The organism is Rhodococcus xishaensis (assembly GCF_004011825.1).
Classification (GTDB): Bacteria; Actinomycetota; Actinomycetes; order Mycobacteriales; family Mycobacteriaceae; genus Prescottella; species Prescottella xishaensis.
This window is the reverse complement of the sequence record NZ_RKLO01000006.1, coordinates 309,182-324,784: the sequence shown is the minus strand read 5'-3', so window position 1 is coordinate 324,784 and position 15,603 is coordinate 309,182. Positions and strand designations below refer to the sequence as shown.

Below are 15,603 nucleotides of genomic sequence, written 5' to 3'. Positions count from 1 at the left end.
ACTCCACGATCGTCGCCTCGGCAACAGCGACAGCGGTGTCGTTCCACACCTCGAGAACCCGACGACGCTCGCGATCGTCGAGGATCTCCACCTCACCGACCCGCACACCCGGATCGGCGACCACACCAGACAGGACCGCGAGGATAGTTCTAGCGAGCAGTTCGATATCAGCGGGACCAAACAAACTGACGTCGCCGTCTACCTGAACCTGCGCACCCCGATTCAGCGAGTAGTCAAAATTGAATGTCACCGATAGTTCACCGGTAGGACCAATGGACAGCCCCCGCAGTTCAGCCTCTCCGTCCCCAACAGGGACGGAGCCGCAGAACGGCATGATATTCACCACTGGGCCGAATGAGTCCATATCTGTCGTCATACGAGCATCGCGGCGGATATCGGCGATTCGATAGGATCGATGCCGGAGCACCTGAGACATTTCAGCAGAAACCGATTGAGCGAATTCGCCGAAGCCAGTATTTCCCTCTACCTCTACTTGAACCGGAACAACATTGGACAGAAGGGATGGCGTACCCTTGATCCGACCAAGTCTATTCGACACCGAAAGCTGCGTATAAAACCTCCCATTTCCAGATATGCGGTAGAGCGCCACATCGATCGATGCAGCGACGAACTCCGATATCGATACCCCGACACTGCGAGCAGCGTCATCTATCGCAACCAAGAGGTTCACGGACGTATCCAACGAGGTACGCACTCTGAACACCTGTGCTGCATCCGGCGTCCCCGCGATTCTTATTGGCTCGACGGAGTCGTCGATATAGTTGCTCCAGAAATTCTTATCGCCTTCGAAGCGATCGGATTCTCGGTAGTCTCGGTCCACCTGAGCGATGTCGCGCGGCGTAGCATAGGCGACGGCCGCCGGAACACTTCCTTCAATACGATTGTTGTAGATTTCCACTACTCGCGCAGCGATAATTGCCACTCCTGCGCCATCGATGACGATGTGATGAAAAACAGCACAGACAAAAACGCGACGCGGTGAGATCCTTATTACAATTGCCTTGAAGAGGGCTTCCCTGCGGAGATCGAACGGCTCCAGGAGAACGCTCTCCATGAGTTCATGCGCACGGGCTTCGGGGTCGGCGAGGCCGCTCAGATCACGGAAGGTCGGCTGCCAATCGCCGAGTTCCCGTTCGAGTTGAAGGAGAGAAGAGCCGTCTGGTCGAAAGTTGACCGCAAGCGAGGGCGATTCGCGGAAAGCTTGGGAGACTGCGTCGAGCAGGTGGTCGATTTGAATATCGGCGGCAATATCAAGGTACCCGGAAATGTTGTTGGACATCGCCGGATTCAGCTGCTGTGCAAACCAAAGCTCTTGCTGCGCGGCCGTTGCGAACGAGATTCCGGGTTCAAGGGTTTCCACAACCCCTCCAATACTGCCAATTCATGCTCATACGTTGCGCGTAGTCCACATTCCAGGACCCGCAATTGATTCCGGCGCAACGCAAAGCGCTACCCCTATTCGGCCGCCAGTCGTACTTCTAGCCGAATAGATCCAGATCCACTAATGAGCTGAGTAGAGACCTCCCAGTGCAAGGCACTCGGGCAGTAGACGGTCAGACCACCACGGCGACGAGCCGCTGGCGACACCCCGAACTCGTATCGCCACAGCAACCTTGAGTCCCGTCAACCTTCCCTTCCACCGATGTCCACGGGTCGCGAATGATCGCGTGCAGCTCCGCAATCGACCTCAAGTGGAACGACATCACTCGAGTGGAACGACATCGGCCATTTGGTTCGATAGATCTTATGTGTCCTGTATTGCAGGAGTGCAGCGCGAGCGTTTCGATGCGGCTTCCGCCCCGGTCCGACCGTGCAAGGCGACGTAGTGCCTGAAACGGCAAGTCGCGAAACAGCTCTGGCAGATGCAAGACGTCGCCGAATTCGCCCGCCCGGCGTTGAGAGTGGCATACGGAGCCAGGCCGGTAGTTGCCAACTCCACGCACAAGCCACTTTTGCGACGGACCTGCCGACTACACCCCCGTCGAATCCGCTACCACCGGCCAGCAATTGCGCAATTCGTCCTACCAATGGGCCCACGAGTGAGTGCCGCTGGATTCGAAATCGTATGTGGCCAGGGTCTGCAGGCCGATATGTCGCCGGGCCGGGCCATGGGTGCAGTCGTTGGCCGCCCCAATACGCAGCTTCCCAGCGTTGCCCCGAGTCCGCGGGCGAGTCAACCAGCAGGCGTGCCGCGGCGTCCCAGCCTCAGGCGGTTCGAGCGGTCGAACCGCCTGAATTACTGGGCCGTCGATGTGTCCGCGTACTAGTTCGTGTCGAGCAGCTCGATCACGAACACCAGCGTCTTACCGGACAGCTGATGGCCACCACCGGCGGGACCGTACGCGAGCTCCGGCGGGACCGTGAGCTTGCGACGACCGCCGACCTTCATGCCGGGGATGCCTTCCTGCCAGCCCGGGATCAGCCTGTTCAACGGGAACTTCACAGAGTCGCCACGGAGGAACGACGAGTCGAACACCTCGTTCGTTTCGTACTCGACGCCGTGGTAATGCACGTCCACGATCCCACCCGGCTGGGCCTCGGCGCCCTCACCGACGGTGATGTCCTCGATCACCAGCTCGGCCGGGGCGGGACCCTCGGATGGCGCAATGACCGGCGGCTCAGGCGGTACGACAACGTCGAGCAGGTCGATCACGAACACCAGCGTCTTACCCGACAGCTGATGGCCACCACCGGCAGGACCGTACGCGAGCTCCGGCGGAATGGTCAGCTGGCGCCGACCGCCGACCCTCATGCCCGGGATGCCTTCCTGCCAGCCGGCGATGAGGCCCTGCAAGGGGAAGGCGATGGACTCGCCGCGGCTCCACGACGAGTCGAACTCCTCGCCGGAGTCGAAATCGACGCCGACGTAGTGAACCTCGACCTTGGCGCCGGGCGTGGCCTCGGGGCCTTCGCCGACGACGATGTCTTTGACGGCGAGTTCGGCGGGCGCGGGACCCTCCTGGAACTCGATCTCGGGCTTGGTGCTCATGATGATCTGTCCGATCGGTCGGGCGGAACGGGTCAGCGGGCCGACAGGTCGACGTAGCCGCGCTGGGTGTAGCCGGTGTAGATCTGACGCGGACGGCCGATCTTGGTCGCGGGGTCCTCGTGCATCTCGCGCCAGTGCGCGATCCAGCCGGGCAGGCGGCCGAGTGCGAAGAGGACCGTGAACATGCGCGTCGGGAAGCCCATCGCGCGGTAGATCAGACCTGTGTAGAAGTCGACGTTCGGGTACAACTTGCGATCGATGAAGTACTCGTCCGTGAGCGCCGTCTCTTCGAGGTTCATCGCGATCTCGAGGAGCTTGTCGTCGCCACCGAGCTTGTCGAGCACAGAGTGCGCGGTCTGCTTGACGAGAGCGGCACGCGGATCGTAGTTGCGGTAGACACGGTGACCGAAGCCCATCAGCTTCACGCCGTCTTCCTTGTTCTTGACCTTGCGGACGAACTCCTTGACGTCACCGCCACTGGCAGCGATCTCGTCGAGCATCTCGAGCACAGCCTGATTGGCCCCACCGTGGAGCGGGCCCCACAGCGCGTTGATACCCGCGGAAACCGACGTGAACAGGTTCGCATCGGAGGAGCCGACCATGCGGACAGTCGACGTCGAGCAGTTCTGCTCGTGGTCGGCGTGCAGGATCAGCAGCATGTCGAGGGCCTTGGCTACCTCAGGATCGACCTCGTAAGGCTCCGCCGGGAAGCCGAACGTCATGCGGAGGAAGTTCTCGACGAGGCTCAGCGAGTTGTCCGGGTAGAGGAAGGGCTGACCGACCGACTTCTTGTATGCGTAGGCCGCGATCGTGGGCAGCTTCGCGAGGAGTCGGATCGTGGAGAGCTCGACCTGCTGCGGGTCGTCCGGGTCCAACGAGTCCTGGTAGTAGGCGGAGAGCGCGTTGACCGCGCTCGAAAGCACCGGCATCGGGTGCGCGTTTCGCGGGAAACCGTCGAAGAAACGCTTGAGGTCTTCGTGTAGCAGGGTGTGGCGACGGATCCTGTCCGTGAATACCTCCAGCTGCGACTGCGTGGGCAGCTCGCCATAAATCAGCAGGTAGCTGACCTCGATGAACGAAGAGCGTTCGGCGAGTTCCTCGATGGGATACCCGCGGTAGCGGAGGATCCCATTCTCGCCGTCGATGTAGGTGATTGCGGAACTGGTGGACGCGGTGTTGACGAAGCCCGGGTCGAGCGTCGTGTAACCCGTGTCGGCAAGGAGCTTGCCCAGCTCGATGCCGTCGTTGCCTTCAGTCGCCTGGGCGATGGACATCGTGTGCTCGCCACCGGGGTAGCTGAGTGTCGGCTTGTTGTCATTCTCAGCGGGCACGGAAGGATCCCTCTCAAACTCAGACCAGCGAGTAACTTCGTAGCGTTCAAGTAGAAACTAGTCGCCCGTGAGCTCCGATGCCCAGGGAGGGTCCGCCCCAGGCCGCGAAACCGTGACCGCCGCCGCGTGAGCAGCGAATTCCAGGGCGTCCTGCCATTGTCCCCCGTCGAGCGCCGCAACCGAAGCCGGACCGAGAAGTCCGTGATCGGCGAACCAGTGCAGAAGCGCGCCGTGGACCGTGTCACCTGCACCGATGGTGTCCGACACCGGTACCCTGAGACCCGGAACCTGCACGTGCAGACGCGATGTCTGCACGCTCAACCCGTCGGCCCCGTGCGTGGTGACGATCGCGGTGGCGCCACCCTCGAGCCACTGCGCGGGTGTCGTCCCGTCCAACCCCTGTCCTAGCCAATGGACGTCGTCGTCCGAGACCTTCAAGACGTCGACCGCCGGCAGCAGGTCGACGAAACGCCGGCGGTAGTCGTCTGGGAAGACCGCCGGGCGGATGTTGGGGTCGAGGATGATCAACCGTCCCTCGTCGTGACTGCGGCGCAGCAGGTCGGCATAGGCGCTCGCGCCGGGTTCGAACACGAGAGACAGCGTCCCGAACGAAACCGCGACCAACGATTCCGGAAGCGAACCGGGGTCGGTGACGAACCGATCGGCGGTGCCGTCGGCGTAGAAGGTGTAGCGCGCACTCCCGTCGGAGTCGATACCGGTGACCGCGAGCGTGGTGGGCTCGGGTCCGCGCTGGACCAGTCCGAGGTCCACCCCAGATGCGGTCAGTGCCGCGATCAGTCGCTCCCCGAACGGGTCGGTGGAGATACGCGAACAGAACCCGACTGGACTGCCGAGGCGCCCAACTGTCACCGCGACATTGAACGGTCCTCCTCCCAGACGAGCCTCGAATGTCTGGTCGCCCGTCGACACGAGATCGACGAGGGCCTCACCGCACACGGCGATCGTCGGGCGGATGCGCACTTCAGACACTCTCGCTCCTACGGCTGCAGACGCTCGACCATCCATACATCGTCGACCAGTCGGGTTCGGATGCGGTTGTGCATCCGGTTGGGTCGGCCCTGCCAGAACTCGACGGACTCCGGCCGAATCCGGAACCCACCCCAGTAATCGGGGACCGGGACGTCGGCGTCGACGCCGTGCTCTTGCCCCGCATCGACGAGTTGGGCGTCGAGATCCGCCCGCGACGCGATCGGCCGGGATTGCCGCGAGGCCCACGCACCCAGGCGCGAGCCCCGTGGACGGCTGTTCCAATAATCGGCTGTGACCTCGGCGCTGGTTCGTTCGACTGGGCCACGGATCGTGATCTGGTGAGCCAGCGGAGCCCACATGAACGTCACTGACGCATACGGCGTCGCCGCGAGCTGCCTGCCCTTGTCGGACTCGTAGTTGGTGAAGAACAGCACGCCGTCGGTGCCGATGCCCTTGCACAATACGGTCCTGGTGCACGGGTGGCCGTCCCCATCGACGGTGCCGAGCACCATTGCGTTGGGCTCTGGGAGTCCTGCCTCGACCGCCTGCTCGATCCACTTGCGTGCCAGTGCCGGCCAACCGCCGTCGAGCCAGGACGGCTCCAGATCAGGCTCGACGACCGGCCGTTCGGGCCCGATTTCTCCGTAGCTCGTTCTCATTGCGGTGAGATCGGAGTTCCGGGGACCTCTGCGGGAATCTGACGACACAGGTGCAGACGCTACTCCCGGGTACGCGCTGATGAGGCCACTGGTGCGACCGGCTAGAGTTTGGGCTGTACCCGGCGACAGTCTTCATTCCTCCCGGGTGGGCACAGGCAAGCACGAAATGCGCGGATGGGCGCGGGCCAGTCAGACGGATCGCAGGTCGAGTGGTCGAAAGCCGAATCAACACAAGGCGGTGCGGCTCTCACGGGCGGCACTGGGATGAGGAGAGTCCAGGAGCAATGGCACCCAGCGCTGCAGTACCCGAGGATTTCGTCAGTGGTCTCGAGGGCGTCGTCGCCTTTACCACCGATATCGCCGAGCCGGACAAGGATGGCGGCGCACTGCGCTACCGCGGCGTCGATATCGAAGATCTGGTGGCTCGTCGGGTCACGTTCGGTGACGTGTGGGCTCTGTTGGTCGACGGCAAGTTCGGTGAAGGTCTGCCTCCGGCCGAACCCTTCCCGCTTCCCATCCACACCGGCGATGTCCGTGTCGACGTACAGGCCGGCCTCGCGATGCTTGCCCCCATCTGGGGCTACCAGCCGCTACTCGACATCGACACCGAGACTGCACGTGAGAACCTCGCCCGTGCCTCGGTGATGGCGTTGTCGTACGTCGCGCAGTCTGCGCGCGGCATATACCAGCCAGCCGTACCGCAGAAGGTCATCGACGAGTGCCCCACCGTGACGGCGCGCTTCATGACCAGGTGGAAGGGTGACCCGGACCCGCGCCACATCGAAGCCATCGACGCGTACTGGGTCTCGGCCGCCGAACACGGCATGAACGCGTCCACCTTCACCGCGCGGGTGATCGCCTCCACCGGAGCCGACGTCGCGGCGTCGCTGTCCGGCGCGATCGGCGCGATGTCGGGTCCGCTGCACGGCGGTGCCCCGGCCCGCGTGTTGCCGATGATCGAGGAGACCGAGCGCACCGGTGATGCCCGCGCGCTCGTCAAGGGCATCCTCGACCGCAAGGAGAAGCTCATGGGGTTCGGCCACCGGGTCTACCGGGCCGAGGACCCGCGTGCGCGGGTGCTCCGTGAGACCGCCAAGCGCCTGAACGCCCCCCGATTCGAGGTGGCCGCGGCACTCGAGCAGGCCGCGCTCGCTGAACTTCGCGAGCGCCGCCCCGATCGCGCGATCGAGACCAACGTCGAGTTCTGGGCGGCAGTGATCCTCGACTTCGCCGAGGTTCCCGCGCACATGATGCCGGCAATGTTCACCTGCGGTCGCACCGCCGGTTGGTGCGCACACATCATGGAACAGAAGCGTCTGGGCAAGCTCGTCCGCCCGGCCGCGATCTACACCGGCCCCGAACCCCGCACCCCCGAGTCGGTCGAGGGCTGGGACCGGATTTCGGACTGCTAGAACAACTGGCCGTCCGACCACATCCGAGCACAACAGACAAAGGACATCCCGTACCGATGAGCACACCGATCATCCCCGCCGACCTCAAGCCCGTTGACGGCCGCTTCGGTTGCGGACCGTCCAAGGTCCGCCCCGAACAGTTGCAGTCCCTGGTCGACGTCGGCGCTTCGGTGTTCGGCACCAGCCACCGACAGAAGCCCGTCAAGGACGTCGTCGGACGCGTGCGTTCCGGGCTGCGTGAGCTGTTCTCACTGCCCGAAGGCTACGAAGTCGTCCTCGGCAACGGCGGCACCACCGCGTTCTGGGATGCGGCTGCGTTCGGCCTGATCCGGGAGCGTTCGCAGCACTTCACCTACGGCGAGTTCTCGTCGAAGTTCGCAGCCGTCGCGAAGAACAACCCGCTCATCGGCGACCCGGTCGTCGTCTCGAGCGACCCGGGTAGTGCACCGGAGATTGTCGCCGACGGTTCCGTCGACCTCATCGGCTGGGCCCACAACGAGACCTCGACGGGTGTCGCCGTGCCGGTGACCCGTCCTGCGGGCTCCGAGAACGCGCTCATCGCGATCGACGCCACATCGGGTGCCGGCGGTCTGCCGGTCAACGCTGCCGACGCCGATGTCTACTATTTCGCGCCGCAGAAGTGCTTCGCCGCCGACGGTGGCCTGTGGATCGCACTGATGAGCCCGGCGGCGCTCGAGCGCGTCGCCGAGATCAAGGAATCGGGCCGTTGGGCACCGGATTTCCTGTCGCTGCCGATCGCGATCGACAACTCCACCAAGGACCAGACGTACAACACCCCGGCGCTTGGGACGCTGCTGTTGTTCGTCAACCAGATCGAATGGATGAACAGCAACGGCGGCTTGGACTGGGCCACCGGCCGTACGAAGGACTCTTCGTCACGTCTGTACCAGTGGGCCGAGGCCTCCGAGTACGCGACGCCGTTCGTGGCCGATCCGGCGCTGCGGTCCCAGGTGGTCGGCACCGTCGACTTCGCCGAGTCGGTGGACGCTGCTCAGGTCGCGAAGATCCTGCGTGCCAACGGCATCGTCGACACTGAGCCGTACCGCAAGCTGGGCCGGAACCAGCTGCGCATCGGCATGTTCCCGGCGATCGATCCCGACGACGTCACCCAGCTGACCAAGTGCATCGACTGGGTCGTTTCTCAGCTCGGCTAGTTCGCACCCTCGGCACGGCACCCTCGACTCACCGACGGCTGCGTTTCACCGGCAGCTGCGTTTCACCGACAGCTGCGACACGCGAGCGGAGAGATAGTAGGGTGCGCGTGTCCTTCCGGGCTCGGCGGTCACGGATGAATTACAGTCGATCTTGAAATGATCGCGGTAGGCGCGATGAGGAGGACGGACGTGCGAGAGCTGCGAGTGATCGGACTCGAACCGGGCGGCGCGCATGTGGTGTGTTCGGAGCCCGAAACAGGAGCGAAGTTCCGGATTCCGGCCGACGACAAGCTCCGCGCCGCTTCGCGCGGCGATATCGCGCGCCTCGGTCAGATCGAGATCGAGGCGGACTGCCAGATGCGGCCCCGCGACATCCAGGCCCGGATCCGCTGCGGCGCCTCGATCGAGCAGGTCGCCGAGGAGGCGGGTGTTCCTCTTTCCAAAGTGGAACGCTTCGCCTACCCGGTACTTCTCGAGCGCTCCCGGGCCGCGGACATGGCCAAGGGCGGTCACCCGGTCCTGCCCGACGGCCCCGCTGTAGACACCCTCGCCGAGATCGTCGGACAGGCGTTCCGCGCCCGCGGCCACGACCTCGACGCCGCGACATGGGACGCATGGAAAGACGAGGACGGCCACTGGGTGGCCCAGCTGCAGTGGCAGGCCGGCCGCACGATCAACGCGGCGCACTGGCGGTTCCAGCCGGACTCGCACGGCGGGAGCCTCACGGCGCTGGACGACACCGCAACACAGCTCGTCGATCCAGACTTCGGTCGGCTCCTGCGTGGCCTCGACCCGGTTCCTCAGGACGGCGCATGCGGTCTGGAAGAGTTCGAGCAGGACAACGAGCACGATCACGAAGCCGCGGCAGAACCTCCGATCTCGTTGGCGGACGATGACATCGACGACGACCTCGACGAGGTCGCCGACGGTGCCGAGCACGAACCCAAGGTCGCGCCGCAACACACCCCCGGAAAGGACAAGCGTGGCAAGCCCGCCCTGCCGTCCTGGGACGACGTCCTGCTGGGCGTTCGGAGTAACGGACGCGGCTGACGCCGGTGTCGGGGGTAAACGCTTCCACGCTCTGGTACGTCGACGTCGATGATCCCACGGCCGTCCTGCGGGATGCGGCGTCCGACCGAGAGGCCGCCCAGGCTCTCGTCGTCCAGTTGCACCCAGGTCTCGAGGTGACACGTGTTGGGGACGAACCTCTGTCCGAAGCAACGGAACTCGATGAGGGAGAAGTTGTCGTCGGGTGTTTCTCCGGGGTCTCGATAGTCCGAACGGGCGAATCGCTCCCCCCGGTCCCCTCTTCATTGGTGAACCAATGGATCAGCCCGACCGGCTTCCGTCATACCTATCTCTATTCCTCGAGTTCCGTGACGGGGGCCGGTTCGTGGGGCGTATTCGCGCACTGGGACGGTGCGGAACTCAAACGATCGTTCAGTGCCACGCCCATTAACATCGTCGAGGACCTCGGCCTACCCCAGGTGTGGGAACGTCCGTTCTGGGCGGGTGAGCACCCGATGCAGCCGTCGGTCGACGTGCTGCCCGATCCCCAGACACTGCCTTTCGATCCCGCCGAGTTCGCCGAAGCAGCCTCGCGCGCATGGCTGGGCGAGGACCTGGACCCCGCATCGATCAGCGTGTCCCGGTTCGCCATCTACCCCGCAGGTGACATCCCCACTTCAGTGCGGCGTCTTGCCGAACGCGAGCAGGAACGTTCGAAGCGGCGGTCGCTCTTGACGCGCTTGTTCCGCAAGTAGCACCGAGAAGTCAGAACAAGCCGAGAAGCAGCGCAGTCCATCCGAACACCACTCCCACGATCACGCCATAGACAACCCATCGCCACACCGGGACGTGCCGCCACCGCCACAGGGTCGGCGCAGCACCGCCGACGACTACGAGATTGAATCCCACGGCGATCAGCGGATGGATCTTTGCCAAGGCAACCCCGAACGCGACCACACCGACGAGCGTGAAGATCGCAGCGAAGGCGCTGACGAGCAACCCCGTGGCCCACGGGGGTGGCTCGGCCTCGGTACCCAACGTCACGGCGCCGTCCGAACACGCTCGTAGAACGCCATAGCCGCCGCAGTCGCGACATTGAGCGAGTCGGTGCCCGGCGCCATCGGGATGCGGGCGCGAACATCGGTGGCTCGCATGGCGTGTTCAGTCAGCCCGGGCCCTTCCGCACCGAGTAGAACCGCCACCTTCCCCCCCGTCATGGCTTTCGCCAGCGGGACCGCCGCTGGGTTGGGGGTCAGCGATATCAGCTGGAACCCCCTGTCACGCAGAATGTTCAGACCTCGTGGCCAATCCGGTACACGCGCAAACGGCACCCTCAGCACGTGCCCCATCGACACCCGCACCGCCCGACGATAGAGCGGGTCGGCACACGCGGCACCGAACAGGATTGCGTCCGCACCGAGACCCGCCGCGTTGCGGAACATCGAACCGATGTTCTCGTGGTCGTTGACACCCTCGAGGATCGCCACCGTCCGCGCGCTGCGAAGGACATCCTCGAGGTCCAGCATCGGCGGACGGTGGGCAGCGGCCAGCACGCCCCGATTGAGATGGAATCCCACCACCTCCGCCATGACCTCGGCGGAGGTTCGGTAGAACGGTACGTCGATGTCCGTGAGGTCCTCGGACAGCTCACCGAGCCGTCGGTCCACCCCCAGCAGACTGATCGGCGAGAACCGGGACGCGAGCATCCGCTGCGCCACCAACACACCCTCGGCGATCACCAACCCCTTGCCCTCGGGCAGATCGGGTCGGCGGTCGGACGAGTTGAGATCTCGATAGTCGTCCAACCGCGGGTCGGACGGCTCTGCGATGTCGATGACGTGAACCACGGATCTATCGTGCCGTATGCCGTTTGGCGGCGCGGTGGCCGTCGGTGGGAGCGTACCCACCGGACCTGGCGGTTTGGCCTGGCCGGATGAATCATTCGAGCCGGCGCAGAACGAGGGCTGACCCCAGCCCGAGTGCGGCCGGGATCGTGACAAGTGCGTGCTCACCGTCGATTCGGCGCAATGTGTCGAGCGCGGTGACCAGGAGGTTGCCGCCGGTCGCGCCTAGTGGGTGACCGACGGCGAGCGCGCCACCGGTCGGATTCACGCGACGAGGATCGAGATCGAATTCGCGCATGATCAGCAACGGACTGACCGCGAAGGATTCGTTGGCCTCGACGGTGTCGAGGTGCCGGGCCTCGATACCGGCCCGGTGCAGCGCATCCCGGGTCGCATCGATGGGGGCATCCAGCAGTGGAGAACGGACGGCGCGATGCGAGACCGCGACGATCTCGGCGACGGGTCGGCTACCCAGTCGGCTCGCTGCCGACGGGTGCGCGATCACAGCCGCCGCTGCGCCGTCCGCGAGTTGTGGTGCGGTCGCGATCGAGTGCAGACCTGCGGACGGGGGTTTTAGCGTCGGGAGTCTTCGTTGCACCCGCCCCCACCCGGCGTCGTCGCCGAACAGTGCCGGCAGCCCTGCAAACTGTTCGACGGTGACCTCGGGACGGGCCCCCTCGTCCGCGGCGAGGACCACGTCGCCGCCGGATCGAGCCGGGACCACCGCGTCCGAAGGCGACGCCTTCGATGCACGGTGATGTGATTCGACTGCCCAAGAGTCCAGGGCATCCCGAGCGATGTCGTTTGCGGCGGCGGTTGCGTCCGCCGACACCCCGATGGTCACGAACCCGGTGGACTCCCCCAGGTCCTGGTCCGTCGCGATCGCGGGGTCGTCAGAGAGCAACGGCACCCGCGACATCGACTCGACACCGCCCGCGACGAGCACACCTGCCTGCCCGGCAACGACCTTCGCCGCGGCGGTCGCGAGTGCCTCTATTCCTGAACAGCACAGACGTGAGACGACCGTGCCGCCGACCGTGTCCGGCCACCCGACCGCCAGGGCCGATGCTCGGGCGAGATTGCCGGCCTGCTCTCCGCTGACGGTACTGACTCCGAGGACGATGTCGTCGACCACTGACGGGTCGAGGGAGCGTTGCTCGAGCGCGGTGAGCAACTGCCCGAACAGGGCGTGTGGGCGGATGCCGGCGAGCGAACCACCGTCCCGCCGTACCCGCCCGCGGGGTAGTCGAACGGCGTCGAAGACCAGTGCCCTCGTCATCGAATCACCACCTTCCTCGCGAATATGTGGTCCGCCTCACTCTGTTAGTTGTAGTCTCGACCCAACGGAACCGCAACACCTCCAGGAAGAACGCGGCTGACATGACTGCTGACACGATCCGAGTAATCGGTGGCTACCAAACAGACTTCGCCCGAAACCTCACCCGGGAAGGGCTCGACATCGCAGACCTCGTTCGCGAGGTCGTCGAGGGCACCCTCGCCGACGCCGAACTCGACGCCGAAGCCATCGGTGTTGTTCATGTCGGCAACGCGTTCGGCCAACTGTTCACAGGCCAGGGGCACCTGGGCGCCATGCCGGCGTCGGTGCTACCCGACCTATGGGGTGTCCCCGCGACCCGGCACGAGGGCGCCTGTGCGTCGGGGTCTCTCGCACTCCTCGCAGCCATGGCGGATCTCGAATCCGGCCGCTACGACTGCGCGCTCGTGATCGGGGCCGAGCTCGAGAAGACCGTGCCGACCGAGGTCGGAGCCCGGCACATGGGGGCTGCGACGTGGGTTGGGCGCGAAGGGGAGGACGCAAAGTTCATCTGGCCGTATATGTTCGACCAGATCGCCGATGAGTATGACCGGAGGTTCGGTCTCGACGACCGGCATCTGTGGGCCATCGCGGAACTCAACGCACGCAACGCCGGCCGCAATCCCCTGGCGCAGACCCGGCACTGGCATCGAGATGCAGCGTCGTTCAGCAGCGACCTGGTGGCCAACCCTCCGGTCGAGGGCCGCCTCCGAAAAGCTGACTGCGGGCCGATCACCGACGGCGCCGCCGGCGTTGTCCTGGTACGACCCGATCACCCTGCCGCGCAGCGAAGCCCCGCAGTGCAGTCGAGAATCCTCGGGTGGGGCCACCGGACAGTGGGACTTTCCCTGGCAGACAAACTCTCGCGAAGTAGCGGTGACAAGTACGTGCTCCCACATGTGCGCGACACCATCAATGACGCCTTCACTCGCGCCGGCATAACCGACGTCGGCGACCTCGACCTGATCGAGACTCACGACTGCTTCACCATCAGCGAGTACCTAGCCATCGACCACTTCGGTATCACTGCACCAGGCGAGAGTTGGCGAGCCGTCGAGGAAGGCGACCTCGAGATCGGCGGACGGATTCCGGTCAATCCCAGCGGCGGCCTCCTCGGCGTCGGGCACCCGGTCGGCGCGACCGGCATCCGGATGCTGTTCGACTGCCACCGACAGGTGACAGGCCGTGCCGACGCGAATCAGGTGGAGGGAGCACATCGCGCCGCGATGCTGAATATCGGCGGAAGTACAGCAACGACAGCCAGTTTCATTCTCGGACACTGACATTCTCGGACACTGATCGGTACAGGAGACGAAGAACATGGAGATCGAGGTACTCGGGCGCGCTCTGACGACGCTGCCCGCGGACGACGACCACCCCTACCGGACCGGAGCTTGGCGCCCCCAGAGCATCGAGCGAAGCGCCGACGACCTCGAGATCGTCGGGGAACTGCCGCCGGACCTCGACGGGGTCTACCTGCGCAACACCGAGAATCCGGTACACCCAGCACTCGACGGCAGGTACCACCCGTTCGACGGTGACGCCATGATCCATGCGGTCGGCTTCCGTGATGGAAAGGCGTTCTACCGCAACCGCTTCGTGAAGACCGACGGCTTCCTGGCGGAACAAACTGCGGGTGGTGCTCTGTGGGCGGGAATCGCGGAGCGCCCGGAACGCTCGATCCGTCAGGACGGTTGGGGCGCGCGCGGAAGGATGAAGGACGCATCCAGTACGGATGTCGTCGTGCACAACGGTGTCGCGCTCACGAGTTTCTGGCAGTGCGGCGACCTCTACCGGCTCGAACCGACGACGCTCGAGACGCTGGGCAAGGCGACCTGGGGCGGTCAGTTCCCCACGAGCCAAGGAGTGTCGGCACACCCCAAGGTCGACGACCGCACCGGTGAAATGTTGTTCTTCAACTACGGAACCGAGGCGCCGTACATGCACTACGGAGTCATCGACTCCGACGACCGTCTGGTCCACTACGTCGACATCGAACTGCCCGGTCCCCGACTGCCGCACGACATGGCGTTCACCGACAACTACGCCATCCTCAACGACTGCCCGTTGTTCTGGCTGCCCGAAGCGCTCGCGGCGGGCAAGTACAGGCCGAAGTTCCATCCGGACATGCCCCTACGGCTCGGTGTGATTCCGCGGCGCGGAACCTCCGACCAGATCCGCTGGTTCGAGGCCTCATCAACGTACGTCCTGCACTGGACCAATGCATACGAGAGCGGCGACGAGATCGTCCTCGAGGGCTTCCACCAGGAGTACCCGGAACCGGAGGACAACGGCGAGGGTGGGATCTACCAGCGACTGTTCCGGTCCCTCGCGCTCGACCGAATGGGGACACACCTGCACCGGTGGCGCCTGAACCTACGCACGGGCGAGGTACGGGAGGAACGCCTGTCGGAGACCGTAACCGAGTTCGGGATGATCAACCCGCACCACGCCGGTAGGCAGCACCGCTACACCTACGCCGCGACCGGCGTCCCCGGCTGGTTCCTGTTCGACGGTCTCGTCAGGCACGACACGCTCACCGGCCGCGAGGAGCGGTACACCTTCGGCGAAGGCGTCTTCGGTAGCGAGACCGCGATGGCTCCTCGCGTCGGCGCGAGCGGCGAGGACGACGGGTATCTGGTGACGATCGTCTCGGACGTCGACAGAGACCTGTCGGAGTGCCTGGTGTTCGACGCCGCCAACGTCGCCGATGGCCCCGTGGCACGGATCCGGTTGCCGGAGCGTATCTCCAGCGGTACACATTCGACCTGGGCACCGGGGGCGGACCTGCCGCACTGGCGGACCTCCGACGACCCCACGGAGGCGATGGGGTTCGATCGAACCGGACTATAGTTCCGA

General features: G+C 64.9%; 14 protein-coding genes and 1 pseudogene. 6 read left to right on the top strand and 9 right to left on the bottom strand.

The features are described 5' to 3' along the window. The 6 genes and pseudogenes from EGT50_RS15695 to pdxH all read right to left on the bottom strand — a co-directional run. Positions 1 to 1,381: condensation domain-containing protein (locus EGT50_RS15695; RefSeq protein ID WP_164873429.1), on the bottom strand; the 1,381-nt coding region annotated here is incomplete at its 3' end. A 903-nt stretch (positions 1,382 to 2,284) separates the two neighbouring features. After that, positions 2,285 to 2,665 (bottom strand): FKBP-type peptidyl-prolyl cis-trans isomerase, encoded by a 381-nt coding sequence (locus tag EGT50_RS17300; RefSeq protein WP_328590653.1) that lies wholly within the window; start codon positions 2,663 to 2,665, stop codon positions 2,285 to 2,287. Continuing rightward, positions 2,660 to 3,010, bottom strand: a pseudogene (locus EGT50_RS17295) (FKBP-type peptidyl-prolyl cis-trans isomerase); the annotation flags it as partial. The pseudogene EGT50_RS17295 and the gene EGT50_RS17300, both read right to left, overlap by 6 nt. A gap of 32 nt (positions 3,011 to 3,042) precedes the next feature. Further along, complete coding sequence (locus EGT50_RS15685) at positions 3,043 to 4,341, bottom strand: citrate synthase (protein WP_127955582.1); 1,299 nt, start codon at positions 4,339 to 4,341, stop codon at positions 3,043 to 3,045. 57 nt (positions 4,342 to 4,398) lie between these two features. Then, the gene (locus EGT50_RS15680; RefSeq protein ID WP_235870772.1) at positions 4,399 to 5,331 is read right to left on the bottom strand and encodes a carbohydrate kinase family protein; all 933 of its coding nucleotides are present in this window, start codon (positions 5,329 to 5,331) and stop codon (positions 4,399 to 4,401) included. 8 nt (positions 5,332 to 5,339) lie between these two features. Continuing rightward, the gene (gene pdxH, locus EGT50_RS15675) at positions 5,340 to 5,990 is read right to left on the bottom strand and encodes a pyridoxamine 5'-phosphate oxidase (protein ID WP_127955580.1); all 651 of its coding nucleotides are present in this window, start codon (positions 5,988 to 5,990) and stop codon (positions 5,340 to 5,342) included. 284 nt (positions 5,991 to 6,274) lie between these two features. Here pdxH and EGT50_RS15670 point away from each other — a divergent pair, with 284 nt between their 5' ends. From EGT50_RS15670 to EGT50_RS17420, 4 genes are all read left to right on the top strand, one after another. Beyond that, complete coding sequence (locus EGT50_RS15670; RefSeq protein ID WP_127955579.1) at positions 6,275 to 7,402, top strand: citrate synthase 2; 1,128 nt, start codon at positions 6,275 to 6,277, stop codon at positions 7,400 to 7,402. Between the two features lie 56 nt (positions 7,403 to 7,458). Then, positions 7,459 to 8,577, top strand: coding sequence for a phosphoserine transaminase (gene serC, locus EGT50_RS15665; protein WP_127955578.1), 1,119 nt, complete (start codon positions 7,459 to 7,461; stop codon positions 8,575 to 8,577). 189 nt (positions 8,578 to 8,766) lie between these two features. Continuing rightward, positions 8,767 to 9,627 carry a septation protein SepH gene (gene sepH / locus EGT50_RS15660; RefSeq protein ID WP_206615845.1) on the top strand — a complete coding sequence of 287 codons (861 nt, stop codon included), beginning with the start codon at positions 8,767 to 8,769 and terminating at the stop codon, positions 9,625 to 9,627. A 5-nt stretch (positions 9,628 to 9,632) separates the two neighbouring features. Then, positions 9,633 to 10,340 carry a DUF6928 family protein gene (locus EGT50_RS17420; protein WP_408014649.1) on the top strand — a complete coding sequence of 236 codons (708 nt, stop codon included), beginning with the start codon at positions 9,633 to 9,635 and terminating at the stop codon, positions 10,338 to 10,340. Between the two features lie 10 nt (positions 10,341 to 10,350). Here the strand turns inward: EGT50_RS17420 and EGT50_RS15650 are convergent, their stop codons facing one another. The 3 genes from EGT50_RS15650 to EGT50_RS15640 all read right to left on the bottom strand — a co-directional run bounded on the left by EGT50_RS15650 (position 10,351) and on the right by EGT50_RS15640 (position 12,708). Continuing rightward, positions 10,351 to 10,629: a DUF2537 domain-containing protein gene (locus EGT50_RS15650; protein ID WP_408014648.1), complete on the bottom strand. Its 279-nt coding sequence runs from the start codon at positions 10,627 to 10,629 to the stop codon at positions 10,351 to 10,353. Beyond that, the gene (locus EGT50_RS15645; RefSeq protein ID WP_127955575.1) at positions 10,626 to 11,432 is read right to left on the bottom strand and encodes a TrmH family RNA methyltransferase; all 807 of its coding nucleotides are present in this window, start codon (positions 11,430 to 11,432) and stop codon (positions 10,626 to 10,628) included. The genes EGT50_RS15650 and EGT50_RS15645 overlap by 4 nt, the downstream gene beginning before the upstream one ends. Positions 11,433 to 11,523: 91 nt before the next feature. Continuing rightward, a complete protein-coding gene (locus EGT50_RS15640) occupies positions 11,524 to 12,708 on the bottom strand; it encodes a thiolase family protein (RefSeq protein ID WP_127955574.1) in 1,185 nt (394 codons plus the stop codon). A 101-nt stretch (positions 12,709 to 12,809) separates the two neighbouring features. On the opposite strand from EGT50_RS15640, the gene EGT50_RS15635 reads away from it, so the two are divergent. Both EGT50_RS15635 and EGT50_RS15630 read left to right on the top strand, forming a co-directional pair. Then, entirely contained in the window at positions 12,810 to 14,027 is a 1,218-nt protein-coding gene (locus tag EGT50_RS15635) for an acetyl-CoA acetyltransferase (RefSeq protein WP_127955573.1), read from the top strand. A 37-nt stretch (positions 14,028 to 14,064) separates the two neighbouring features. Beyond that, positions 14,065 to 15,597 carry a carotenoid oxygenase family protein gene (locus EGT50_RS15630; protein ID WP_127955572.1) on the top strand — a complete coding sequence of 511 codons (1,533 nt, stop codon included), beginning with the start codon at positions 14,065 to 14,067 and terminating at the stop codon, positions 15,595 to 15,597. The last annotated feature ends 6 nt before the right edge of the window (positions 15,598 to 15,603 follow it).